General features: G+C 64.1%; 28 protein-coding genes and 1 pseudogene. 10 read left to right on the top strand and 19 right to left on the bottom strand.

Annotation, left to right across the window (positions count from 1 at the left end; genetic code table 11):
- Positions 1-242: 242 nt before the first annotated feature.
- The 9 genes from AB2B41_RS15500 to AB2B41_RS15460 all read right to left on the bottom strand — a co-directional run bounded on the left by AB2B41_RS15500 (position 243) and on the right by AB2B41_RS15460 (position 8746).
- The gene (locus AB2B41_RS15500) at positions 243-1001 is read right to left on the bottom strand and encodes a TIGR02186 family protein (protein ID WP_367878720.1); all 759 of its coding nucleotides are present in this window, start codon (positions 999-1001) and stop codon (positions 243-245) included.
- Positions 1001-1915, bottom strand: coding sequence for a sulfite exporter TauE/SafE family protein (locus AB2B41_RS15495; protein WP_367878719.1), 915 nt, complete (start codon positions 1913-1915; stop codon positions 1001-1003). Before AB2B41_RS15495 ends, AB2B41_RS15500 begins: the two co-directional genes overlap by 1 nt.
- A gap of 132 nt (positions 1916-2047) precedes the next feature.
- On the bottom strand, positions 2048-3016 hold the full coding sequence (locus AB2B41_RS15490) for an ABC transporter permease (protein ID WP_367878718.1): 969 nt from the start codon (positions 3014-3016) through the stop codon (positions 2048-2050).
- Positions 3016-4146 (bottom strand): ABC transporter permease, encoded by a 1131-nt coding sequence (locus AB2B41_RS15485; RefSeq protein ID WP_367878717.1) that lies wholly within the window; start codon positions 4144-4146, stop codon positions 3016-3018. The genes AB2B41_RS15490 and AB2B41_RS15485 overlap by 1 nt, the downstream gene beginning before the upstream one ends.
- Before the next feature lie 146 nt (positions 4147-4292).
- Positions 4293-5930, bottom strand: coding sequence for an ABC transporter ATP-binding protein (locus AB2B41_RS15480; protein WP_367878716.1), 1638 nt, complete (start codon positions 5928-5930; stop codon positions 4293-4295).
- Positions 5931-6929, bottom strand: coding sequence for a BMP family lipoprotein (locus tag AB2B41_RS15475; RefSeq protein ID WP_367878715.1), 999 nt, complete (start codon positions 6927-6929; stop codon positions 5931-5933).
- A gap of 101 nt (positions 6930-7030) precedes the next feature.
- Positions 7031-7486, bottom strand: a complete 456-nt coding sequence (gene rimI, locus AB2B41_RS15470) for a ribosomal protein S18-alanine N-acetyltransferase (protein ID WP_367878714.1) — start codon at positions 7484-7486, stop codon at positions 7031-7033.
- Positions 7483-8193, bottom strand: a complete 711-nt coding sequence (tsaB, locus tag AB2B41_RS15465; protein WP_367878713.1) for a tRNA (adenosine(37)-N6)-threonylcarbamoyltransferase complex dimerization subunit type 1 TsaB — start codon at positions 8191-8193, stop codon at positions 7483-7485. Before tsaB ends, rimI begins: the two co-directional genes overlap by 4 nt.
- Complete coding sequence (locus tag AB2B41_RS15460; protein ID WP_367878712.1) at positions 8186-8746, bottom strand: NifU family protein; 561 nt, start codon at positions 8744-8746, stop codon at positions 8186-8188. Before AB2B41_RS15460 ends, tsaB begins: the two co-directional genes overlap by 8 nt.
- Before the next feature lie 214 nt (positions 8747-8960).
- On the opposite strand from AB2B41_RS15460, the gene AB2B41_RS15455 reads away from it, so the two are divergent.
- A complete protein-coding gene (locus AB2B41_RS15455; RefSeq protein WP_367878711.1) occupies positions 8961-9332 on the top strand; it encodes a hypothetical protein in 372 nt (123 codons plus the stop codon).
- Between the two features lie 26 nt (positions 9333-9358).
- On the opposite strand, the gene AB2B41_RS15450 is transcribed toward AB2B41_RS15455, so the two are convergent.
- The 3 genes from AB2B41_RS15450 to AB2B41_RS15440 all read right to left on the bottom strand — a co-directional run bounded on the left by AB2B41_RS15450 (position 9359) and on the right by AB2B41_RS15440 (position 11093).
- Entirely contained in the window at positions 9359-9817 is a 459-nt protein-coding gene (locus tag AB2B41_RS15450; protein WP_367878710.1) for a universal stress protein, read from the bottom strand.
- A gap of 153 nt (positions 9818-9970) precedes the next feature.
- Positions 9971-10849 carry a branched-chain amino acid aminotransferase gene (locus tag AB2B41_RS15445; protein WP_367878709.1) on the bottom strand — a complete coding sequence of 293 codons (879 nt, stop codon included), beginning with the start codon at positions 10847-10849 and terminating at the stop codon, positions 9971-9973.
- A 4-nt stretch (positions 10850-10853) separates the two neighbouring features.
- Positions 10854-11093 carry a hypothetical protein gene (locus tag AB2B41_RS15440; RefSeq protein WP_367878708.1) on the bottom strand — a complete coding sequence of 80 codons (240 nt, stop codon included), beginning with the start codon at positions 11091-11093 and terminating at the stop codon, positions 10854-10856.
- A 126-nt stretch (positions 11094-11219) separates the two neighbouring features.
- On the opposite strand from AB2B41_RS15440, the gene AB2B41_RS15435 reads away from it, so the two are divergent.
- A complete protein-coding gene (locus AB2B41_RS15435) occupies positions 11220-11936 on the top strand; it encodes a M48 family metallopeptidase (RefSeq protein WP_367878707.1) in 717 nt (238 codons plus the stop codon).
- Here the strand turns inward: AB2B41_RS15435 and AB2B41_RS15430 are convergent.
- Positions 11933-12208: a CBU_0592 family membrane protein gene (locus AB2B41_RS15430; protein WP_367878706.1), complete on the bottom strand. Its 276-nt coding sequence runs from the start codon at positions 12206-12208 to the stop codon at positions 11933-11935. The two genes, AB2B41_RS15435 and AB2B41_RS15430, sit on opposite strands and share 4 nt — an antisense overlap.
- Before the next feature lie 115 nt (positions 12209-12323).
- Here AB2B41_RS15430 and lfb1 point away from each other — a divergent pair, with 115 nt between their 5' ends.
- Positions 12324-12683 (top strand): LIC10280 family protein, encoded by a 360-nt coding sequence (lfb1, locus tag AB2B41_RS15425; RefSeq protein ID WP_367878705.1) that lies wholly within the window; start codon positions 12324-12326, stop codon positions 12681-12683.
- 3 nt (positions 12684-12686) lie between these two features.
- Positions 12687-13073: a YigZ family protein gene (locus AB2B41_RS15420; protein WP_367878704.1), complete on the top strand. Its 387-nt coding sequence runs from the start codon at positions 12687-12689 to the stop codon at positions 13071-13073.
- Between the two features lie 30 nt (positions 13074-13103).
- Here the strand turns inward: AB2B41_RS15420 and trhA are convergent.
- The 4 genes and pseudogenes from trhA to rimO all read right to left on the bottom strand — a co-directional run.
- Positions 13104-13655, bottom strand: a pseudogene (gene trhA, locus AB2B41_RS15415) (PAQR family membrane homeostasis protein TrhA); the annotation flags it as partial.
- Positions 13656-13702: 47 nt separating this feature from the next.
- Complete coding sequence (locus AB2B41_RS15410; protein ID WP_367878703.1) at positions 13703-14074, bottom strand: thiol-disulfide oxidoreductase DCC family protein; 372 nt, start codon at positions 14072-14074, stop codon at positions 13703-13705.
- Positions 14075-14111: 37 nt separating this feature from the next.
- A complete protein-coding gene (locus AB2B41_RS15405; RefSeq protein WP_367878702.1) occupies positions 14112-14480 on the bottom strand; it encodes a hypothetical protein in 369 nt (122 codons plus the stop codon).
- A 146-nt stretch (positions 14481-14626) separates the two neighbouring features.
- Positions 14627-15997: a 30S ribosomal protein S12 methylthiotransferase RimO gene (rimO, locus tag AB2B41_RS15400; RefSeq protein WP_367878701.1), complete on the bottom strand. Its 1371-nt coding sequence runs from the start codon at positions 15995-15997 to the stop codon at positions 14627-14629.
- A 56-nt stretch (positions 15998-16053) separates the two neighbouring features.
- Between rimO and AB2B41_RS15395 the strand changes: the two genes are divergently transcribed.
- From AB2B41_RS15395 to AB2B41_RS15370, 6 genes are all read left to right on the top strand, one after another.
- Positions 16054-17988, top strand: a complete 1935-nt coding sequence (locus tag AB2B41_RS15395; RefSeq protein WP_367878700.1) for an AsmA family protein — start codon at positions 16054-16056, stop codon at positions 17986-17988.
- 41 nt (positions 17989-18029) lie between these two features.
- Positions 18030-18260 carry an N-(5'-phosphoribosyl)anthranilate isomerase gene (locus tag AB2B41_RS15390; RefSeq protein WP_367878699.1) on the top strand — a complete coding sequence of 77 codons (231 nt, stop codon included), beginning with the start codon at positions 18030-18032 and terminating at the stop codon, positions 18258-18260.
- A gap of 112 nt (positions 18261-18372) precedes the next feature.
- On the top strand, positions 18373-19605 hold the full coding sequence (gene trpB / locus AB2B41_RS15385; protein ID WP_367878698.1) for a tryptophan synthase subunit beta: 1233 nt from the start codon (positions 18373-18375) through the stop codon (positions 19603-19605).
- Positions 19606-19819: 214 nt separating this feature from the next.
- Complete coding sequence (locus tag AB2B41_RS15380; protein WP_367878697.1) at positions 19820-20632, top strand: hypothetical protein; 813 nt, start codon at positions 19820-19822, stop codon at positions 20630-20632.
- Between the two features lie 75 nt (positions 20633-20707).
- A complete protein-coding gene (locus tag AB2B41_RS15375) occupies positions 20708-21268 on the top strand; it encodes a hypothetical protein (RefSeq protein ID WP_367878696.1) in 561 nt (186 codons plus the stop codon).
- Positions 21269-21301: 33 nt separating this feature from the next.
- A complete protein-coding gene (locus tag AB2B41_RS15370; RefSeq protein ID WP_367878828.1) occupies positions 21302-21787 on the top strand; it encodes a helix-turn-helix transcriptional regulator in 486 nt (161 codons plus the stop codon).
- A 21-nt stretch (positions 21788-21808) separates the two neighbouring features.
- Here AB2B41_RS15370 and AB2B41_RS15365 read toward each other — a convergent pair whose 3' ends face one another.
- On the bottom strand, positions 21809-22183 hold the full coding sequence (locus AB2B41_RS15365) for a DUF2237 family protein (protein WP_367878695.1): 375 nt from the start codon (positions 22181-22183) through the stop codon (positions 21809-21811).
- A 5-nt stretch (positions 22184-22188) separates the two neighbouring features.
- Positions 22189-23352: a serine hydrolase domain-containing protein gene (locus tag AB2B41_RS15360; protein ID WP_367878694.1), complete on the bottom strand. Its 1164-nt coding sequence runs from the start codon at positions 23350-23352 to the stop codon at positions 22189-22191.
- Between the last annotated feature and the right edge of the window lie 5 nt (positions 23353-23357).

Below are 23357 nucleotides of genomic sequence, written 5' to 3'. Positions count from 1 at the left end.
CTACGGATAGCCGGATGCGGGGCATCTTCATTGGCCATTCCTCGGTTCAAGGCATCATTGAGGAATGATAGCAAGGCGCGGGCGCGCCAGATTGACACGGGTCAACGGTTTCACCGTCAGCAGCTTGGCTGTGCGACCCTTCGTCAGTGTTGGTTAGATGGACAGCATGCACATCGCGAGAAAGCGCGGATTCCGTGTCAGGCAAGCTGTTCCGCGAACAACCTCGGCCCGGGACGAACGCGCTACCGCCGGATCACGCTGAAGACTGCCGATGCCCCCCAGCCTGCTGCGATGGCGATGGCGAGCGACATGACGCCGTAGAGAAAGGCATTCTCGCGGCTCAGCTGGAAGAGCCAGCGTTCCATGCCGACCTTGCGCACGTAGATGGAGGTTTCGTATTTCGAGACCACCTCGCCCCCGCGCGTCAGGAAGATGCGTGTCTGGTAGTCGCCCTCGGTCAGGGCGGCGGGCAATTCGACACGTGCACGGAACAGGGTTTGTTCGTCCACGCTTACGGTGCCCTCGTTAAGCTGGTACTGGCCGGAGCTTGTCTTGATCCGGATCAGCGCCTCGGTGAAGCTTTCGCTGTCCATGATGTTCATCGGCGCGCCGACGGAGCGGATCGCGCGCGGAATCGAGATTTTATGGCGGATGTCCTCGATATCCTTCAGCGACAGGCCAAGCAGGGTGCTGGTGGAGACGGCATAGAAGCTCGGTGCGCTGTCGACCTCGACGGCATCGGTGTTCACCCAGATGCCAAAGCGTTTTTCCTTGCGCCGCACGATCACGGGTTCGGAGGGGCCGGAGATCGTGATGATGACCTGCAGGCGCGGATCGTCGAGGATCGGACCCTCGCGCTTGACCGCGCCGAAGACCAGGATTTCCGACCCGTCGAAGTTGGTATTGATCGAGACCGTGTCCTTGGACAGGCCCAGCACAATTTCCTCTGCCATGGCCGGCAGGGCCAGGATGAACGCGAGGACAAGGCAGAGCGCGCGCATCAGTGCCCCCCGGCCGCGCCGAGCGAGTAAAGCTCTGCCGGTTGCAGCAGCAGGTCGAGGGCCAGCTTGCCGCAGACCGCCAACACCATGAGCGCCAGAAGGATACGAAGCTGTTCGGCCTTGAGCTTGACGCCGATGCGGGTGCCGATCTGGGCACCGATGACGCCGCCGACCAGCAACAGGACCGCCAAGACCACGTCGACGGTGTAGTTCGTCGTCGCGTGCAGCATCGTGGTGAAGCCGGTGACGAAGATGATCTGGAACAGCGAGGTGCCGACCACGACCTTGGTGGGCATGCCCAGCAGGTAGATCATCGCGGGCACCATAATGAAGCCGCCACCCACACCCATGATTGCGGCGAGGATACCGACGCTGATGCCGACGAGCACCGGCGGAATCACCGAGATGTAGAGGCCGGAGACGCGGAAGCGCATCTTGAAGGGCAGGCCGTGGATCCAGTTGTGTTTCTTGCGGGCAGGCGCCTTGCCCTTCTTGACGTTGCGGATCGCGCGGAGCGATTCCATGAACATCAGCCCGCCGATCACGCCGAGGAAGACGACGTAGCAAAGCTTGACCAGCAGATCGACCTGGCCCAGGGACTTGAGATAGTTGAACACCATCACACCCAGGGCGGCGCCTATGAGGCCGCCTATGAGCAGCACGGTGCCCATCCTGAGATCCACCGTTTTTCGCTTGAAATGGGCTAAAACACCCGAGAAGGACGAGGCGACGATCTGGTTTGCCTCGGTCGCCACAGCGACCGCGGGGGGGATGCCGATGAAGAAGAGAAGCGGCGTCATCAGGAAGCCGCCGCCCACGCCGAACATCCCGGAAAGGACACCCACAAGCCCGCCCAGTCCCAGCAGAAGGAACGCATTGACCGATACTTCGGCGATGGGCAGGTATATTTGCATGGGCTCCCTTAGCGCGCCGGGCGTCTCAAATCAACGGCTCTGCCTGCTTTGCCGGGCCGAGGACTGATCGGCACGTCCAAACTGGTCTTATCGGTTGCCGCCCAAGACGGCACCCGCCTGTCAGCTGCGCACTCAGCGCTCCTTGACATAGGGCTCGCCGCCTGCGCGGGGTGGGATCGCCTTGCCGACGAAACCTGCCAGGATGATGACGGTCATCAGGTAGGGCAGGGCTCCCAGAAGTTGGCCCTGCGGCTTCATCCCGATAATGCCCTCGATCACGTCGGGGCGGGTTTCCAGAGCGCCGAAAAGGCCGAAAAGCAGTGTTGCCCAGAGGGCGTACCAGGGCCGCCACTTGGCGAAGATCAGCGCCGCCAGCGCGATAAAGCCGCGTCCGGCGGACATGTCCTTGACGAAACCGGCCTGCAGCGCGGTGCTGAGGTAGGCGCCGGCGATCCCGCAGAGCACACCGCAGATCGCGACAGCGGCGTAGCGAAGGCCGACAACGGAAACGCCCGCCGTATCGACAGCCGCCGGGTTTTCGCCCACGGCGCGCAGGCGCAGGCCGAAGCGGGTGCGGAACAGAAGCCACCAGGTGAAAGGCACGGCGGCGAGGGCGACGTAGACGAGGATTGAGTGGCCCGAGATCAGTTCGGCATAGAGCGGGCCGAGGATGGGCACATCGGCCAGCGCATCGGCGAAGGGCAGGGTAATGCCTTCAAACCTCGCACCACCCATGAGCGACGGGGTTCGGCCGCCCTGCTGGAACCAGTCCTGGGCGATGAGGACCGTCATACCCGCCGCAAGGAAGTTGATCGCCACGCCCGATATGAGCTGGTTGCCGCGGAAGGTGATGGAGGCCACTCCGTGAAGAGCTGAGAGGATAAGGGATGCGCCGATACCTGCGAGAAGGCCGACCCAGACCGAGCCGGTCACGGCGGCCACGGCTGCCGAGAAGAAGGCGGCGGCCAGCATCTTGCCCTCCAGACCGATGTCGAAGATGCCCGCGCGTTCGCTGAAGAGCCCCGCAAGGCAGGCGAGCAGGAGTGGGGTGGCCAGGCGCACGGTGGAGTCGAGCAGTTGGATGAGCGTTGCGTAGTCCATTATTCCGCAGGCTCCACCGGTTTGCGTTCGGGTTTTGGCGTGCGGGCGCGGCGGGCGGCGAGGAACATTTTCTCGAGCGGCATGCGCACCATGTTGTCGAGCGCACCGGTGAAGAGGATCACCAGCGCCTGGATGACCACGATCAGTTCGCGCGGGATCGACGTCCAGAGGGCAAGCTCGGCACCGCCCTGGTAGAGAAAGCCGAAGAGGATCGCGGCGAGGAAGACGCCCACCGGGTGCGAGCGGCCCATCAGCGCCACCGCGATGCCGATGAACCCGGCACCTTCGGTGGCGTTCAGAACCAGCCGCTCGGCCTCGCCCATGACGTTGTTGATCGCCATCATGCCGGCGAGCGCGCCGGAGATGATCATGGCGATCATAGTGATCTTGAAGGGGGAAATGCCCGCGTATTTCGCTGCCGATTCCGAATGCCCGTAAGCGCGGATTTCATAGCCAAGCCGCGTGCGCCAGATCAGCAGCCAGAGCACGAAGCAGGCGGCAATCGCCACCAGCAGCGAGACGTTGGCCGGGGCTGCCTTGGAAAAGGCGATGCCGAAGGGGGCCAGAAGGTCATGCAAGGTGGGAAGAGCCACGGTTTCGGGGAAACGGGCGGTGGCCGGATCCATCTGGCCCTTGGGGCGCAGGACATTCACCAGCACGTAGTTCAGCAGGGCGGCGGCGATGAAGTTGAACATGATCGTTGTGATCACGATATGGCTGCCGCGCTTTGCCTGCAGCCAGGCGGGGATCGCCGCCCAGACCGCGCCGAAAATGCCCGCCATGACGGCGGCACCGATCAGGGCGATGGTCCAATGGGGCCATGGGATGAAGAGGCAGGCCAGGGCCACGCCGAGCCCGCCGAGCATCGCCTGTCCTTCGCCGCCGATGTTGAAGAGCCGCGCGTGAAAGGCGATGGCGACGGCAAGGCCGGTGAAGATGAAGTTCGTCGCGTAATAAAGCGTGTAGCCCCAGCCGTAGGTCGAGCCGAGCGCGCCTGTCACCATCAGCTTGACGGCGGCCACAGGGTCTTCGCCGATCCCGAGGATCACGAGGGCGGAGATGATCGCCGCGAGGAGGAGAGAGATCAGCGGGACGAGGATGACCTCGGCCCATTTGGGCATCACGTCCATGGGGAGGCCTCGGGTGTCGGGAATGGTGTTCTGGGGGCTGGGCGTGATTGAGCCGTACGACCGGGGGTTTGACACCCCCGGACCCCCGTGGAGGTATATTTCAGGGATGAGGTTGGTGGGGTGGCTCGGAGTGTCAGCATCGTGGATCAGACCTCCTTCGACGCATCGCCGTGGGTATGGGCAAGGTTCTCTTCGATCTCCTCGACCGAATGCGGCCTGTCGGTGTCCGTGATCCCGGCCATCAGCAGGCCAAGTTCCTTTTCGTCGGTCTCATCGGGCAGGCGTTCGCCCATGATGCGGCCGTCGAACATGACGGCGATGCGGTCGCTGAGGGCAAGGATTTCCTCGAGTTCGACCGAGACGAGCAGGATTGCCTTGCCCTGATCTCGTAGGGCCACGATCTGCTGGTGGATGAATTCGATGGCGCCGATGTCGACGCCGCGCGTGGGCTGGCCGACCAGCAGCAGGTCGGGGTTGCGCTCGATCTCGCGCGCCAGAACAATTTTCTGCTGGTTGCCGCCCGAGAAATTCTTGGCCGCCAGTTTCGGGTTCGGCGGGCGCACGTCGAAGCGTTCCATCTTGGCGGCGGTATCTTCGCGGATGGCGGCGTTGTTCATCAGGAGGCCCGAGCGGTAGGCGGGATCGTGGTGATAGCCGAAGGCTGTGTTCTCCCAGGCCATGTAATCCATGATCAGCCCCTCGCGCTGCCGGTCTTCGGGCACATGGGAGATACCGCGATTGCGGCGGGACTGGCCGTCAGAATGGCGGCCCGAGAGGTCCAGCGACTGACCGTTCAGGCGTATCTCGCCGGTGCCATCGGCATAGCCGCCGAGAACCTCGAGCAGTTCCGACTGGCCGTTGCCTGCGACGCCCGCGATGCCGACGATCTCGCCTGCGCGCACTTGCAGATCAATCCCGCGCAGGCGTTCGACGCCCTTGTCGTCGATGACCTTAAGGCCCTTGATGTCGAGCACCACGTCACCCGGTGTCGCGGGTTTCTTGTCCACGCGCAGGAGCACCTTGCGGCCGACCATCAACTCGGCCAGTTCCGGCGGCGAGGTGTCGGCGGTCTTGACCGTCGCGGTCATCTCGCCCCGGCGCATGACGCTGACGGTGTCGGTGATCTCCATGATCTCGCGCAGCTTGTGGGTGATCAGGATGATGGTTTTCCCTTCGGAGCGCAGGCGCCCGAGGATGCGGAAAAGCTGGTCGGCCTCTGCCGGGGTCAGCACGCCGGTGGGTTCGTCGAGGATCAGGATGTCGGCCTGCCGGTAGAGCGCCTTGAGGATTTCCACGCGCTGCTGCATGCCGACACCTATATCCTGCACCAGCGCGTCGGGTTCGACATTCAGGCCGTAGTCATTGGCAAGCTCGATCAGCGTTGCGCGGGCCTTGGCCAGCGAGGTGGTCAGTTTCCATCCGTCTTCGGCGCCGAGGATGATGTTTTCGAGCACCGTGAAATTCTCGACCAGTTTGAAGTGCTGGAACACCATGCCGATGCCCGCGGCGATGGCCGCCTGGCTGTCGGGGATCTCGGTCTTTTTCCCGTTGATCCAGATCTCGCCTTTGTCGGCCTTGTAGAAGCCGTAGAGGATCGACATGAGCGTCGATTTGCCGGCGCCGTTCTCGCCGATGATCCCGTGGATCGTGCCGGGCATGACGCGGATCGAGATATCCTTGTTGGCCTGCACGGGGCCGAAGGCCTTGGAGATGCCTTTCAGCTCGATGGCAGGCGCAACAGGAGCGGCAGTCGCCTGCCGCTCCAATGTCGTCTCTGCGCTCACTTAGAAGTCCAGCGCCGGGCAGCTGTCGTTGGCGTAGTAGCTGACGACTTCCAGTTGACCGTCGATGATCTTCTGGCGGGCCTCGTCGACCATGGCCTTCATCTCGTCGGTGACCAGCGGCGCGTTGTTCTCGTCAAGCGCGTAGCCGACACCATCCTCGGCCAGACCCAGCACGAAAACGCCGGTTTCAACGTCTTCGCCTGCCTTCATGGCTTCGTAGACCGCGTTGTCCACGCGCTTGAGCATGGAGGTCAGGACCTTGCCCGGGTGCAGGTAGTTCTGGTTGCTGTCGACGCCGATGGAGAGGATGCCCTCGTCCGCAGCGGTTTGCAGCACGCCCACGCCGGTGCCGCCAGCCGCGGCGTAAACCACGTCAGCGCCTTGGGAAATCTGTGCCTTGGTCAGCTCGGAGCCTTTCACCGGGTCGTTCCACGCCGCAGGCGTGGTGCCTGTCATGTTGGCGATCACGGTAGCGTCGGGGTTAACGGCCTTGACGCCCTGTGCGTAGCCGCAGCCGAAGTGGCGGATCAGCGGGATGTCCATGCCGCCGATGAAGCCCACGGTATTGGACTTGGATGCCATCGCGGCCAGCATGCCGACAAGGTAGGAGCCTTCATGCTCGGCAAAGCCGATCTGGCGGATGTTGGGCGCATCAAGCCATGTCACGTCGATGGCGACGAACTTGGTATCGGGATAATCCGCCGCCACCGATGCCAGCGGGTCGGCCATGGCAAAGCCCATGGTGATGACCGGGTTCGCGCCGGATTCCGCAAAGCGGCGCAGGGCCTGTTCGCGCTGGGCTTCGGACTGCAGTTCGATCTCATTGTAGTTGAGACCGGTTTCGGCCTGCCAGCGCTGTGCACCGTTGTGCGCGGCCTCGTTGAACGATTTGTCGAACTTGCCGCCCAGATCGAAGATCAGCGCAGGCTCGGCCAGGGCCGCACCGGCGCTGAGCGCCAAGGCAGCAGCGGCGCCCAGGAATTTGGTCATAAGGGTCATCAGGTATCTCCCAGTTTTGAGTGTTGGGGCGCTGCCGTTCTGCGGCCTGTCGCCCGCGATCATGCGATCTGCGTCAATTTGAGGAATGCCGGGGGGGCGGGTCAACCGCTTTCTGGGGTTTGGGAGGTGGATTCGCCCATCTGACCAAGGGTCAGCTTGCGTTGCATCAAAATCGCGTCGGCGTGGGCCGCGCCGGGGCGTGCGTAGTAGCCCTTGCGCAACCCTGCCTCGTCGAAACCGAGGGAACGGTAGAGCGCCAGAGCGGGCAGGTTGTCGGAGGCGACCTCGAGAAAGGCACTTTCAGCCCCGGCTGCAACGGCGGCGAGCCATTCTTCGGCAAGCGCGCGGCCGATGCCCTGTCTGCGGTGGGCCGGATCGACCGCGAGGGTCAGCAATTCGCTCTCGCCTGCAACAGTCCGCGTAAGGGCGAAGCCTGTCCGTCGACTGAAAAGCCGCATATGGGGACTTGCGAGCAGGTTCTCGAACTCTGCCACCGTCCACGGGCGTTCCCGCGTGAAGGCGGCAGCATGGAGTCGGGCAAGTGCCTGAGGGGTCATGGCAGGATCGCGGGGGGCGCGTCCCGCGCGGGGGCGGCGTCAGGCGGTTTGATATAATCGGGAACCGGGCGCGGTGGGAAGGCTGTGGCCTCGATGTACTTTTGCTCGGTCATCTCGGCCAGCCGCGCCGGGTCGGGGCGGTACTCTTCGTCGTCGGCCCGCGTGCCCAGATGGGCGGCGATCTCGGTGGCCCGATGGCCGAATACGAGCGTGTCGGGGGAAGGGCGCAATTCCCGTGGAGGATCGGACGGGTCGATCAACAGGCCCTGACCCTCTGCGCCGGACGCGCCTGTCCCGTAGCCGCGCAGGTAGACGAGGCCGCGGGTGGCGGGGACGGAAACCAGAGTCCCGGGTGGGACGGGTATCGTGCCATAGGCGCATTCGAAGGCCGTGATCCCGAAGACGGGAATGCCGAGCGCCAGCCCAAGGCCGCGTGCCGCCGAGACCGCGATGCGGATGCCCGTGAAATTACCGGGTCCAACGCCCACGCCGATCGCATCGACGTCTGCCCAGGTCCAGCCGCAGGACGCCAGCGTGTCTTCCAAAGCGGGCATCAGGGTTTCGGCCTGACCGCGCGGCATGTCCTTGACGCTGCCGCCCGAATAGCTTTCGGTTGACCAACCCACGGAAACGAATGGCCCGGAGGTGTCGAAGGCGACGACCTTGGGCCATTTCTTGCGGTTTTCGGGAAAGCCCTTGTCAGGCAACCGGGCGTACTTCTGTCACTTCGGGGATGTAGTGCCGCAGAAGGTTCTCGATACCCATCTTCAGGGTCAGCGTGGACGACGGGCAGCCAGCGCAGGCGCCCTGCATGTGCAGGTAGACCACGCCACGCTCGAACCCGTGGAAGGTGATGTCGCCACCGTCCTGTGCCACGGCAGGGCGCACGCGGCTGTCCAGAAGCTCCTTGATCTGGCCGACGATCTCGCCGTCCTCGCCGTCATGTTCGGCATGACCGGAGGAGGCCTTGTGATCCTCTGCCATCACCGGCTGGCCGGACTGGTAGTGTTCCATGATCGCACCCAGCAACGCGGGCTTGATATGGTCCCACTCGATGCCGTCGGCCTTGGTCACGGTGACGAAATCGGTGCCGAAGAAGACGCCCGTCACACCGTCCACGCCGAAAAGACGCTGGGCCAGGGGCGAGCCGCCGGCAGCCTCGGCCGTCGGGAAATCCGCTGTCCCCATCTCGAGCACCGCCTGGCCGGGCAGAAACTTGAGCGTTGCGGGATTGGGCGTGGATTCGGTCTGAATGAACATGTGGCGGCTCCTATTTGGATGCTACCGATATGCGGATTGCCCCGCCGCGAGTCAAGGGTTTGGAATGGTTCTAAACCGGATGTGAAGCGGTCGCCGCGCCCCCGAAAAGATCCTCTTCGCAGCGCCCGCAAAGAGGCGTATTGAGGGTGCATCGGGGCATGAGTCGGCGGGTCGAAAACCGCGCGCCTGCACTGCCCTATCCACGGAGAAAATGATGGATACTACTTTGGGCGTTGGCATCCTTGCTGCGACCGTCTTGCTGTTTTCATGGGCCTTCGGAGCGCACCGTCGGCCGGACCGCGCGGCCTGGGTCGATTGGCCCGGTGCCTCGATGCTGATCTGCGTAGCCTTCACGATGATGGGTCCGGTGGGGCTTGGTTTCCTGGTGCGCGGGCTGATGTATCCGGTGGCCGACATCGCCAGAGCGAACGTGGTTCTGGCGGGTGTCTCTGCGGGTCTGGCAGTGGTGGCTTTCATTGCGGCGCCGATGCTGATCCGGCCGGCCCTGCGCGGTCGCGACCCGCGACCGACACATGCGAACGTTAACGCCACACCGCCGGTGGCGGATTTGCCGCGCGCGGCCTGATCGGCGTCCGAAACGAGCCGGGGCGGTCAGGTGATCGCCTCGAGCCTTTCCTTGCTAAGATCGCCGGGTACGATGGTGATCGGCACCGGGAGCGATCCGGAGGAGCGGCTGAGCTGGGTCACCAGCGGCCCTGGCCCCTTCTTCTTGTCCGAAGAAGCCCCAAGCACGAGCACCCCGATGTCCGGGTCGTCGGCGATCTGGGCGATGATCTCGTCCACTGGCACGCCTTCGCGGATTACCAGCTCAGGATCGACGCCCTGCTTGTCGCGCATCCACTTGGCGAAGACCTCGAAATGCACCTCGATGCGCTCGCGCGCCTCCTCGCGCATGATGTCGCCGACACCGATCCAATGATTGAACTCGTCGGGCGGAATCACGGCCAACACTTCGACACCGCCGCCGGTGTGATTGGCCCTGAGCGCGGCAAAGCGCATCGCGTTGAGGCATTCGGTGCTGTCGTCCAGCACCACGAGGAACTTGCGCATCTTGAGGTCTCCCTGTGCAGCGCGATCATGGCGTGCGGGGCTGCGCGGTGCAATCTCTATCTGCGGTGCCGCTCATCGGCGCCGCGCGCCCCTTCGCGGAGCGATGACAGCAAAGCGCTGCTGGCTCACCAGAAATCAGGATTTGGCGCGGGATCAGCGGCGTTCGGAGGCGGCCCAGTCCCAGTACATCTCGCGTACGCGGCGGGTGACGGGGTTGCGGTTGGCGCCGATCTCGTAGCGCGTGTCGTCAAAGGCGGCGACGGGCGTGACCTTCATCATGTTGCCTGACAGGAAGACCTCGTCCGCGTCGTGGAAATCCTCGAAGCTCAGCACCGTTTCATGCACCTTCATGCCGTCGGCGCGCATGTTGATCATGTGGCGCTCGCGGGTGATGCCCGCGAGGAAGGTGCCGTTGGGGATCGGGGTGAAGACCTCTCCGTCCTTGACCATGAAGACATTGGCGGAGGCACTTTCCGCGACATTGCCCATGGCATCGGCCACCAGCGCGTTGCCGAAGCCCTTGGCGCGCGCCTCGACCATCATGCGGGCGTTGTTGGGGTAGAGGCAGCCCGCCTTGGCGTTCACCACGTTGTCCTCGAGTACCGGGCGACGAAAGCGGGTGCGCGTAAGCGTCGTCGCGGCCTCTGGAGGGGCCATGGGGATTTCCTCGAGGCAGACGGCAAAGCCCGTCGCCCCCTCGCGCGGGACGATGCCAAGCTCGTCGCCCGCCAATGCCCAGTACATCGGGCGGATGTAGACAGGGTGGTCTCGGCCATAGCTTTCCAGCCCCTCGCGGACGATGCCGATCATCTCATCCGTCGAGACCGTCGGGGTGATCATCAGCGCGTTGGCAGAGCGATTGACGCGCGCGCAGTGTTTGTCGAGATCCGGGGCCAGCCCGTCGAAAAGCCGAGCGCCGTCGAAAACCGTCGTGCCGAGCCAGGAGCCGTGATCGGCGGCACGCATGATCATCTGGTCGCCGTCGTGCCAGCTGCCTTCGAAATACGTCTTGATGTTCTTGCCGGTCGCCATGTGCTTATCCCTTGTTCGGGGCGCTGCGGTAGATGCCTTCGGGCAGGTTCAGCGCGACTGTGAGGTCACGCAGTTGCGCGGGCGACAGGGTGATCTTTGAGACGGTGTCGGTGCGCGGGTCCCACTGCTCGAAGGTGATTTCGCTGTCAAAGGCCTGTACGACCACGTCCTCGCGCAGGGGCGTTTCGCCCTCGTCGACTAGCGTGATCACCGAGGCGTCGAATTCGTGCTCTATCGTAAACATGGGGCGACCCTGAGCCTTTCGGCGGATCATTGCAAGAGGTGCCGTCAAACCGGCGTGATCGCTCTGGCCCCTCCTGCCGCATGTGATAAGCTTGCACCCGTTATTCTGCCCGGAAGGACAACACGCATGATCAGAAAGACCCTTGCCGCCCTGGCCAGTCTCGCGGCGCTTGCTGCCTGTGATGTGGCACCGGTGGGACAGGGTCCTGCGGCGCCTTCACCCTCCGCCGCCGCCAGCGCACCCCCGCTTTCCGCCAGCCAGGCGGCGCGCAGCTTCGTGCAGGTGGTGCGCACGGTCGAGCCGGTGGCCGAGCGGGAGTGCCGCGCACGCACGCGCGGGGTCAACTGCGATTTCGCCATTGTCGTCGACGACCGTCCGGGCCAGCCTGCCAACGCCTTTCAGACACTGGACCGGCAGGGCCGCCCGGTGGTGGCCTTCACGCTGGCACTGATCGCCGATGCGCGTAACGAGGACGAGCTGGCCTTTGTCCTGGGGCACGAGACGGCGCATCACATCGCCGGACACATCGAGCGCCAGCAGCAGAACGCCGTTGCGGGTGCGGTGATCTTTTCCGGCCTCGCCACGCTGGCGGGAGGCGGGACCGAGGCGGTGCGGACCGCCCAGCAGCTTGGTGCCGAGGTGGGCGCACGCAGCTATTCCAAAGAGTTCGAGCTGGAGGCGGATGCGCTGGGCACGATCATCACCGCGCGAGCTGGATACAATCCGATCCGTGGGGCCGAGTTCTTTACCCGCATTCCCGATCCGGGGGACAAGTTCCTTGGTACCCATCCGCCCAATGCCTCGCGCATCGACGTGGTGCGGCGCACGGTGGCGGGGCTCTAGCGCTGCCGCTGGATCGGACGCACCACGTGCAGAGTGATCCCGATCAGCGACATGACAACCCAGAACGACTGGATCAGCGCGGCCGCGAGGTTGAAGCTTGCCGAAAGCCCGATGAGAACGCAGCTCGAGGCGGTGAGGTTCAGAATGAAATAGGTTACCGTTGCCGGGGTGATGACCCTCAGCGTAAGCAACGTGTAGGCCGAAACGTAGAGAAAAAAGCCCAGCACGCCGACCAGCTCGGCGACGGAAAGGTGTGTATCCAATAGGGTCATCAGGAAATCCGGAAAGGGCGGTTGAAAGGGTGTATTCAATGCGTCCTTTCTAAGCCGCTGGTCAGCCGCCACCAATGCCGGTATTCCTTACCCAAGGGAAAGAGGAGTGCCGCGCATGGGAACGGGACGCAGGATAAGCCGCCGGGCCTGGCTTTCGATCGCTGCGGCCCTCATGGCCTGTGGTCCCCTTGCCGCCCAGCAGATCGACATTTCCGGCACCTACCGCGCGGAGGGGCGTAATCCGAACGGGTCGGCCTATACAGGCAGCGCGGTCGTCTCGGAAATCAACGGCATCGTGCAGGTGCAGTGGACTGTGGGCAGCCAGAGCTATGCCGGCACCGGCAGGCGCGACGGGCAGGTCGTTGTCGTCAACTGGGGCCAGCCGGCGCCGGTGATTTACGTGGTGATGTCGAATGGCGATCTTTACGGGACGTGGGAGAACGGCACCGCGCTGGAACGGTTGCTCCGGCAATAGGACATGGCTGACGACCCCCTGAAGCTTGGCGTCGTGCTGACCGATCGCGGTTCGAAATACGCGGTTTCGGGCTCGCCTGTCGCATCGCGCGAGGATGTGGATGCGATTCTGAAATCCCTCAGGCGGGACAAGGCCTATGCCAAGGCGACACATAACACCTGGGGTGTGATCCTGTCGGATGGCACGCCGCTCAAAGGCGATGACGGGGAGGCCGGAGCAGGCATGGTGATCCTGCGGATGCTGGAACGGGCGGGGCTCTCAGATCACGTGATCGTGGTGACCCGCTGGTACGGGGGCAAGCACCTGGGCGGGGACAGGTTCCGGCATGTGCAGACCTGCGTGACCGCCTATCTCGACGCTCAGGGCGACGGCGATGAAAAGGCAGGCTGAGGCGACCAGCACGAAGCTGTGCCAGATCGCGTTCTGATAGCGCATGCCGGGATGGGCGAAGACATAGGTGCCCGCGGAATAGATTATCCCGCCGACCAGAACGAAGATCAGCGCCGGGCCGCTGAGATTTTGCCACATGGGCCAGATCAGCAAGACCGACAGCCAGCCCATGCCGAGGTAAAGCGCAAGCGAGCCGCGCGCGTTGCATTTCCAGAACCAGAGCTTGGCGACAGCGCCCAGTCCCGCCAGCAGCCAGACCAAGGCCAGGATGCCGTAGGCAAAGCTCGTGCCGATCACGGCGACGATGGGCGTATAGGTGCCCGCGATCTTGAAATAGATCGCCGCGTGATCGATCCGGTGAAGGATGGGGCGCCAACCGTCGACGGGGGTCATGTGGTAAATCGCCGAGGCCGCGAAGGCCACCAGCAGGCAGGCGACGTAGATGGCTGTCGTGGAAAGCATCGCGCCGCTGTCGGCCGCCTGCGCCATCAGCAGGACCGAGGCGGGAATGGCAAAAGCTAACCCGATGGCGTGAACGGCGCCATCCGCAATCGTTTCCTCTCTGGAATACGGGTAAGCCATGGGAAGACGTTAAAAGAGGAATGTGAAGAAAACGTGCCGGGACCGTGTCATCCCTTGGCCTGCCGATGCAGATGCAGCCGGTAGAGGAAGGGGGCCGCGAGATGATCGTAGACCACGTTCGCCAGCCAGTGGACGCCTGGCAGGCTGACGAGCCGCGCCAGCCAGCGGGTCTGGGGGATGTCCAGCCAGAGCACGATGAAGGCGGGGATCCCGGCGTAGGTCTGGCCGTGCTTGCGCACGTGGAACCGCTTGGCCGCGTCTTCGGGTGTGATCCCCCAGTCGCGCAGCTTTGCGGGATCAGTGCAATCGTCGTAGCGAATGGGCAGCGCCTGTTTCTCGCTCAGCCGCGCGTAGTGGTCGACCTCGCGGCTGCAGATCGGGCAGGAGGCGTTGTAGAGGACTTCGGTTTCATCGCGCATACCCCTGATTTAGGTGCAATGCGGCGCGGGCCAAGCCTCAGCGCGGTTTGTTGCTGTCGATCCAGCGCGACATAAGCGCGCGATCACGGAAGCATTCAGGCGGCACCGGGTTGCGCTTGAGCCGGGCGATGCGTTCGGCGAAGGCGACCTGTTTCGAGGAGGGGTAGTTGGCGAAGCCCGATTTGGGCGCGGGTGCCTTGTGCTGGTCGATCCACTGCGAGAGCGCCGCGCGGTCCTGCGCGATGCCCTCGGGCAGCTTGGTGTTGTGGCGCTGGGCGAGGGTGGTGGCGTAGGCGATCTGCTTTTCGGTCGCGGGTTGCTTCGCGGTCAGGGGCAGGTCGGGCTGCACGGGTTCAGCCCCCTTGGCGGGGGTGAAGAGGCCGGGAAAGCTGGGCTGGAAGGACATGGGATGTTCCTGTCGTTCTCACGGGTCTTAACGGTTGGTTAACATGTAGAACATATGGGGAACATTTTCAAGGTTTGGCTAGAAGGCTCCTAGAAAAGTAGTTCATCAAGAGGCAGAAAATACATCGGCCGGACGGTGTGGGACCGCTATACAACCCGCCCCCACAAATCATACTCTCCCGCCTCGTCCACCTCGACCGTCACGATATCTCCCACCGACAGGGCCTCGAACCCCCCGTCGATAAAGAGGTTCCCGTCGATCTCCGGCGCGTCCGCCTTTGTCCGGCAGGTCGCGGCCTCGGCATCGACCTCGTCCACGATCACCTCCAGCCGCTGGCCGACCTTGGCCGCCAGCTTGGCCTCCGAGATCGCCTGCGCCTTTTCCATGAACCGCTCCCAGCGTTCCTGCTTGACCTCGGGGGCCACGTGATCCGGCAGGGCGTTTGACCGTGCACCGGCGACGTTCTCATACTGGAAGCAGCCCACGCGGTCCAACTGCGCCTCGTCGAGCCAGTCGAGCAGGGTCTGGAATTCCGCCTCGGTTTCGCCCGGATAGCCCACGATGAAGGTCGAGCGCAGGGTGATGTCGGGGCAGACCGCGCGCCAGGCGACGATTTCGTCCAGCGTTTTGGAGGCGGCGGCGGGGCGGGCCATGCGTTTCAGCGTGTCGGGATGGGCATGCTGGAAGGGGATGTCGAGGTAGGGCAGCACCAGACCCTCGGCCATCAGCGGGATGAGCTGGCGCACGTGGGGGTAGGGGTAGACGTAGTGCAGGCGGACCCACGCACCGAGAGACCCCAGATCGCGGGCGAGATCGGTGATATGGGCGCGGTGGCCACGGTCCTCGGCGTGTTTGATGTCGACTCCGTAGGCGGAGGTGTCCTGGCTGATGACCAGCAATTCCCTGACGCCGTTCTCGACAAGCCGCTCCGCCTCGCGGATCACCGCATGGGCGGGGCGGGAGACTAGGCGGCCGCGCATGTCGGGGATGATGCAGAACTTGCACTTGTGGTTACAGCCCTCGGAAATCTTCAGATAGCTGTAGTGGCGCGGGGTGAGGGAGACCTGTTGTGCGGGCAGCAGGTCGATGAACGGGTCGGGCGCGGGCGGCACGGCGGCGTGGACGGCGTCGAGCACCTGTTCGTATTGGTGGGGGCCGGTGACGGCGAGGATGCGGGGGTGGTGTTCGCGGATGTAGTCAGGCTCGGCCCCGAGGCAGCCGGTGACGATCACGCGGCCGTTTTCGGTCAGCGCCTCGCCGATGGCCTCGAGGCTTTCCGCCTTTGCTGAATCGAGAAAGCCGCAGGTGTTCACGATCACCGCATCAGCGCCCGCGTAGTCGGGGGAAATGCCGTATCCTTCCGCCCTCAGACGCGTCAGGATGCGTTCGCTGTCGACCAGCGCCTTGGGGCAGCCAAGGGAGACCATGCCGATGGTCGGCTGGCCGGGGCGGGGGCGGTCGCCGATCTTGGCAGCGGGCGCGATGTCGGGGCGCAGATTTGGTGGGTTTGTGCTCATGGATCGGCTATAGTCGAACGAAACGGGCGCGAAAAGCCCGGACAGAGGAGAGCGCGATGAAGTGGATCCTGCGGATCATCGGGGCACTTGTGCTGGTGGCGGTGCTGGTGGTGGGCGGCGTGCTGATGCTGCCTGCCGAGCGTATCGCCAAGATCGCCACGGATCAGCTGAGCAAGATCACTGGGCGCAACGTCAGCGTGAGCGGGGACGTCTCCATGACGCTCTGGCCTGTGTTGGGCGTTACGGCCGAGGGGCTGGAGGTCGGTAATGCCGCCTGGGCCAAGGAGGGCGCGATGCTGAGCACAGCGCAGGCAGCGATTGGCGTCGATGCCGGGGCGCTTTTGCGGGGCGAGATCAGGATCACCAACATCGAGGCGCAAAGCCCGACGATCCGGCTGGAAAGCCGCAAGGACGGGCGCGCAAGCTGGCAGTTCACCGATGGCGCGGGGGCCGCGCAGATCGAGACCGAGACAACGCCTGCGCGTGCGCCACGTCCTGTGACGATCGAGCGGCTGGTGATCCGGGACGCGACGCTGATCTACGATGCGGAAGGGGCGGACCTCGTGTCCTACAGTGGTGTCGATCTGAGCCTTGACTGGCCGGATGCCTCGGGCCCTGCGCAGATTTCGGCAGCGGTGCGTCCGGCGGGCGAACGGGTGGCGGTCGATGCGAACATTGGGAATTTCGCGGGCTTTCTTGGCGGGGAGGTGCAGCCGGTCGGTCTCGCGCTTGAAACGAAAGGTGGCACAGCGCGGCTTGACGGCCGCGCATCCCTGCAGGGGGCGGTCGCGGGACGGATCGATCTCGATCTGAAAAGCACCGGAGGCTTTCTTGCCTCGCTTGGTCTTGCGGCCATCGACCTGCCGCAGGGGCTGGGCCGGAGCGCCGATGTGCAGGCCGATCTGACACTGACCCCGGACCGCAGGCTCGCCCTGCGCGAGATGACAGCCGATCTGGGCGGCAACCGGATGACGGGGGCAGCGGATATCGACCTCAACGGTGTGCCGCAGATCAACGCGCAATTGAACGCGGGGGTGCTGGACCTCAAGCCATTGACCGGGGGGGGAAGCGATGGCGGTGGCTCTGGCAGCGCATCAGCGGGGTGGCCGACCGACCGCATTGACGCTTCGGGCCTTGCGGCCTTCAACGGCGCAATCTCTCTCCGGGCGGACAGTATCGACCTTGGGGCGTTGAAACTTGGTGCCACGCGCACGCTGCTTACGAACGACCGTTCCCGCATGGTGTTCGAATTGCGCGAGGTGCAGGCCTACGACGGGCAGTTCAAGGGCGAATTCGTCATGAACAACCGCAGCGGGCTATCGGTAGGAGGCAAGCTGCGCGCGGGTGCTGTGCAGATGAAGCCGCTGCTGACCGACCTCGCGGGGCTCACGCGCTTTACCGGGCAGGGGGATGCTGAGGTGTCCTTTCTGGGCGTGGGGCAGAGCGTCGATGCGATTATGCGGTCGCTTTCGGGGCAGGGGGCGTTGAACGTCGGGCGCGGGTCGATCGAGGGGATCGACCTGGATGACCTGCTGGGCAATTTCGATGTGCAGGGTGGGACGACGGTGTTCGACTCGCTCAGCGGGACATTTGCGATAGAGAAGGGCGTGCTGCGAAACAACGATTTGCGAATGCTGCTGCCCAACTTCGACGCCAGCGGGGCCGGGCAGGTTGATCTCGGCGGCCGTACGCTGGATTACACGATCACGCCCCGCGCGCTGCGAGTGAATCGCGACCGGGGCCTTGCCGTGCCGGTGCGCATTTACGGACCATGGGCCGATCCAAAGGTGCAGCCTGACCTGAAAGCGGCGCTTGACCTAAATTTCAAGGAAGAGCGTGAACGCGTAGAGGACCGGGCCAAGGAGAAGCTGGAGCAGAAGCTGCAGGAGGAGCTTGGGGTTGTCCGTCAAGAGGGCCAGTCAGTTGAAGAGGCGGTGAAGGACCGGCTCGAAGACAAGCTGAAAGAAGAGCTTTTCAAGATTTTCGACTAGAATTCATGTGTCGTTAACCATGTTGCGGGCAGGCTGGTCGCATGTTTCCCGTGGCCGAACATGTCAGCGCCGAGCAGTGGATGCGGCAGCTCTTTTCATCGAAGGCGGCCCGCGATGGCGGGGTGGTGCGGCGAAAGGTCCGGGACGTGGCGCGGATCGTGGGATGTCGGCGGTTCGAGGGCGAGGTGCGCAGGCGCGGCTATCGCGCGGTGCAGAATGGGCAGCAATACGTGGTGTTTTGTAACAATGAGGTGCTCCGACTGATCGAGTGAGACGCAATTTCCTACCAAGGAAATTGCCAAGACTATTGCAATAGTCTTGGGGGTTTCGCGTGGTTCAGCGGTGCGCTAGAAGATCGTCTGACCGCGCGACAGGAGACGCCCCATGGCCAACGATCTTTTCAACAGCTTCATGACCGGACCGGACGAGAACGGCCGGTTCGGTGATTTCGGCGGACGCTTTGTCTCTGAAACCCTGATGCCGCTGATCCTCGAGCTGGAAGAGCAGTACGAGAAGGCCAAGACGGACGACAGTTTCTGGGCAGAGATGAACGATCTCTGGACTCATTATGTGGGCCGTCCGAGCCCGCTCTACTTTGCCGAGCGGCTGACGGATCATCTGGGCGGCGCCAAGGTCTACATGAAGCGCGACGAGCTGAACCACACCGGCGCGCACAAGATCAACAACGTGCTGGGCCAGATCATCCTTGCCCGCCGCATGGGCAAGAAGCGCATCATCGCCGAGACCGGTGCCGGCCAGCACGGCGTGGCGACGGCAACGGTCTGCGCCAAGTTCGGGCTGCAATGCGTGGTCTACATGGGCGCGCATGACGTCGAGCGGCAGGCACCGAACGTCTTCCGCATGCGCCTTCTGGGGGCCGAGATCGTGCCAGTCACGTCGGGGCGTGGTACGCTCAAGGATGCGATGAACGATGCGCTGCGCGACTGGGTGACGAACGTGCGCGATACCTTTTACTGCATCGGCACTGTTGCGGGCCCACACCCCTATCCGGCGATGGTGCGGGACTTCCAGTCGATCATTGGCAAGGAGGTGCGCGAGCAGATGACTGCCGCAGAAGGGCGCCTGCCCGACGCGGTCATCGCCGCCATCGGTGGCGGGTCGAACGCCATGGGGCTTTTCTACCCGTTCCTCGACGACAAGGAAGTGAACATCATCGGCGTCGAAGCGGGCGGCAAGGGCGTGAACGAGAAGATGGAGCACTGCGCCTCCCTGACCGGTGGGCGTCCGGGGGTGCTGCATGGCAACCGGACCTACCTGTTGCAGGACGAGGATGGACAGATCCTCGAAGGCTTCTCGATTTCCGCCGGTCTCGATTACCCGGGCATCGGACCCGAGCACGCCTGGCTGCACGACATCGGGCGGGCGAAATACGTTTCAATCACGGATAAAGAAGCTCTGGCTGCCTTCCAGCTTTGCTGCGAGCAGGAGGGGATCATTCCCGCGCTGGAGCCGTCCCACGCCCTTGCCCATGTCTGCAAGATCGCGCCGGAGCTGCCGAAGGATCACATCATCTGCATGAACATGTGCGGGCGCGGGGACAAGGACATCTTTACCGTGGCGCGTGCCCTGGGCTTCGAGATGGGCAAGTTCGCCTGACCCAACCCCTTGAAAACCCTCTACAGAAGCGCCCCGCCCCACCGGCGGGGCGTTTCGTTTCGGCTTCTAAACTCAGGTTTATTGCCTTTTGCCGCAGGTTTATGGCGTCCTGCCTAAACCTGCTGCCCATGGTCAGCGGCGTCTCAACTCGTCCAGCTTGCCCGCGATGGGGCCGCCTCCCGTGGTCCCGGACAGCCAAGCAAAGGAACACGATATGAAACGCGAGACGATCTTGTTTGTGGGCTTCTCCCTTCTGGCGGCATCGCCGTCGTTCGGGCAGAGCTTCGGGGACCGGGTGGTGGAACAATTGGCGGCGGACGGTTTCCGCACGCTTGAGGTCAAGAACGGGCCGACGGAAACGAAGGTCGAGGCGGTGCGCAACGGCACCAAGCTGGAGGTGGTCTATGACCGCGCGACGGGGCAGATCGTCGAACAGGAGACCGAGCGTTTCGTTGGTACGATCGCGGAGAACCGTGGTATCGAGATCTCGACCCGCGACCGCGACTTTTCGGATGCGGCGCGCGGTCGGGCGGACAGGGATGATGACGACGACGACGATGACGGGGACCGCCAGCGCGGGCGCGATCGGGACCGTGACCGGGATCGCGACAGGGACCGTGACGACGACAGTTCGGGCCGTGGCCACGGGCGCGACGGTGACGACAGTGACGACAGCTCGGACGACAATGGGCGCGGGCGCGGCTCGGATGATCGCGGTTCCGATGACTCGGGCAATTCTGGCCGGGGATCGGACGATGATGGAGACGACGGCGATGACAACGGGCGTGGACGTGGCTCGGATGACCGTGGCGCGGACGACTCGGGCAACTCCGGTCGGGGATCGGACAGCGATGGCGATGATGGGGATGATGGTGACGACAGCGGCCATGGCCGGGGCTCTGATAATTCATCCGACAGCGGCAATTCCGGGCGCGGATCGGACGATGGCGACGACGGTGACAGCGGTCGCGACGGAGACGGCGACAACGATGGCGATGACGGCGACTCCGATGGAGACGACGACTGACGCCATGCGCGCTGGCCCACAAAACCCCACCTTCAGGCCCGCCCCCGTGCGGGCCTGCGATGTTGCGGAGGCGGCATGAGACGCGGGCTTCTTCTGACCGCGCTGATCGGCGCCCTTGCCCTGCCGGTGCAGGCCGGACCGGTCGAGGACAGCATCGTGCGGCAATTGCGCGATCAGGGCTTTCGCAGCATCGAGATCAAGCGCACCCTTTTGGGCAGGCTGCGCATCACCGCGCAAAGCCGGACGCTTGACCGGGAGATCATTCTTAACCCGGCCACGGGCGAAATCCTTCGCGACTACTGGGAGGAACGGAACGGCAGGCCGGCACGAGGCGGCATCATCAACCCGCCGCGCGACGATGCCAAGCCCGGCTATGGCGACGACGACGACCGTGATGATGATCGGGACGACGACCGAAGCGACGAGGACAACAGTGGCCGCGGGAATGCCTCGGACCGGGGCGATGACGGTGACGACGGGGATGACGGCGACAACAGCGGCAGCGGCTCTGGCAACAGCGGCAGCGGGTCCGGCAACAGCGGCAGCGGTTCGGGCAATAGCGGGCGGGGAGGTGACGGCGGCGACAGTGACGGGGATGGTGACGGAGACGGAGACGGCGATGGCGGCGACGACTGAATCCTTCCGCCGGGAGCATGAACGGTGAGCCGGATGCGGCTCATCGTCGTTGTCTTCGTGGTGCAGGTTCTCTGCGCCTTTGTTTTTGTGTTCGATATCGTTGCGACCGTCCTGGGCCTGCCTGTCGGACCGCTAGACTGGCAGCTGCGCGAACTGATGGAACTGGGCGCCGCGCTGGGGTTGATTCTGGGCGGCTGTCTGGGGGCGATCCTGCTTCGGGCAACGCACCGGCGGTCCCAGCACGTGGAAAGCCAGTTGCGCGCGGCCTCCGGCGCGTTTCTGGATCTGCTTGAGGATCGTTTCGGAGAATGGAACCTGACGCCCGCAGAAAAGGACGTCGCGCTCTTTTCGATCAAGGGAATGAGCATCCAGGACATCGCCGCGCTGCGCAATGTCTCGGAAGGCACCGTCAAGGCGCAGACCAACGCGATCTACCGCAAGGCCGGCGTTTCGGGCCGGCCGCAGCTTCTGAGCCTGTTCATCGACGATTTGATGGGCGGTCCGCTGGGGCCGAAGTAGCTCGCGTCTCCGCGCGGCGGTTCAGCCGTCAGCGGCGTTGGCCTGCAGGACGTCGAGCGGCACGATTTCCAGCGCCCGGCGGTGGGTGGCCTGCAAATGGACCTTTGGCGCGCAGCCCTCGTCGTGGGCCTGCAGGAACCGCGCGGCGCAGAGGCACCAGCGGTCGCCGGGTTTCAGCCCGACAAAGCCGAATTCGGGGCGCGGGGTGGAGAGGTCGTTCCCGACATATTTCGAGAAGGCCAGGAATTCCGCCGTCATGACCGCGCAGACGGTGTGGCTGCCCTGATCGGCGGCACAGGTGTTGCAATGGCCGTCGCGGAAGAAACCGGTCACGGGATCGGTGCCGCAGACGGCCAGTGCGCCGCCCAGGACATTGATGCTTTCATCGGGTTCCATAGGGGTCAGAGGCTTTCAGCTATGGTGCGGAACATCGCGACGTTCTGGTCGTCGATGCCGGGGTCGCGGAACTTGCGGTCGGCGGCATTGGTGACGATCACCACCTCGCGCGCGGTGTCGATGTAGATGTATTGACCATAGATGCCGCGGGCCATGTATTCGCCCGGTGCAGCACCTTTTGGAATCCACCACTGGTAGCCGTAGGAATAGCTGCCCGAAGAGGTCGGCGCACTGGGCTCCGTGGAGGCCGCGACCCAGTCGGCGGGGACGATCTGTTTGCCCTGCCATGTGCCGCCTTGCAGGAACATCTGGCCAAAACGGGCGTAGTCGCGCGTGGTCATGTTGAGCCCGCCAAGGACAAAGGCGGTGCCCACGCCATCGGTCAGGTAATAGGGCGCGTGTTCAAGGCCCAGCGGCGCGATCACCTTTTCGCTCAGCAGATCGGCCACCGGCCGGCCCGTCGCACCCCGGACCACCATGCCCACCACATGGGTGTCGATGGAGACGTATTTCCATGTCTCGCCGGGATCGGCGAAGGTTTCGGTCAGGGCGGCGGCGAACTCGTCCATCTTGCCGCCAAGGGCCAGCACGCGGCCCATGCGATTGATGTCGGAGTTGCGGTCCATGTAGTCCTCGTCGAAGACAACGCCACTGGCCATGTTGAGCACCTGCCGCAGGCTTGCGTCCTCGTAGGCGCCGCCTGCGAGTTCGGGGGCGTATTTCACGACCGGATCGTCGATTGAGGCGATCTTTCCCTCGTCCAGCAGGATGCCCACCAGGGCGGAGAGGTAGCTTTTGGCGATGGACCAACTGATGCGCAGGTCGTCGGGACCGGTCCCGAGGAAGTAGTTCTCGTAGACGATCTCTCCCTCTTTCAGGATGAGAAGGGCAGTGACAGCGCGCGCCTCGATCCAAGGATCGACTTCGGGCGGCAGAGCGGTCTCAGGGCCGTAGGGCAGGTCCGACGTGGGGCCGCTGCCGCGCGGCACGGGGACCGACAGGAACGCCTTGCCCATGTTGCTGAAGTTGCCGACGATCTTCTCTTCGGAGAAGAGCGAGTTGACGGCCATCAGGCGCGTGATCTCCTCGCGTTTCCAGAGGCCGACAGCGACGGCCGCCAGCACCAAAGCCAGCAGAATCCGGCCCAACCATTTACCCAGATGACGCATATTCC

The sequence above is a fragment of the Sulfitobacter sediminis genome (genome assembly GCF_040811725.1).
In the GTDB taxonomy this organism is placed as follows: domain Bacteria; phylum Pseudomonadota; class Alphaproteobacteria; order Rhodobacterales; family Rhodobacteraceae; genus Sulfitobacter; species Sulfitobacter sediminis.
The sequence above is the reverse complement of the archived record's forward strand: the minus strand, read 5'-3'. Positions and strand labels throughout refer to the sequence as shown.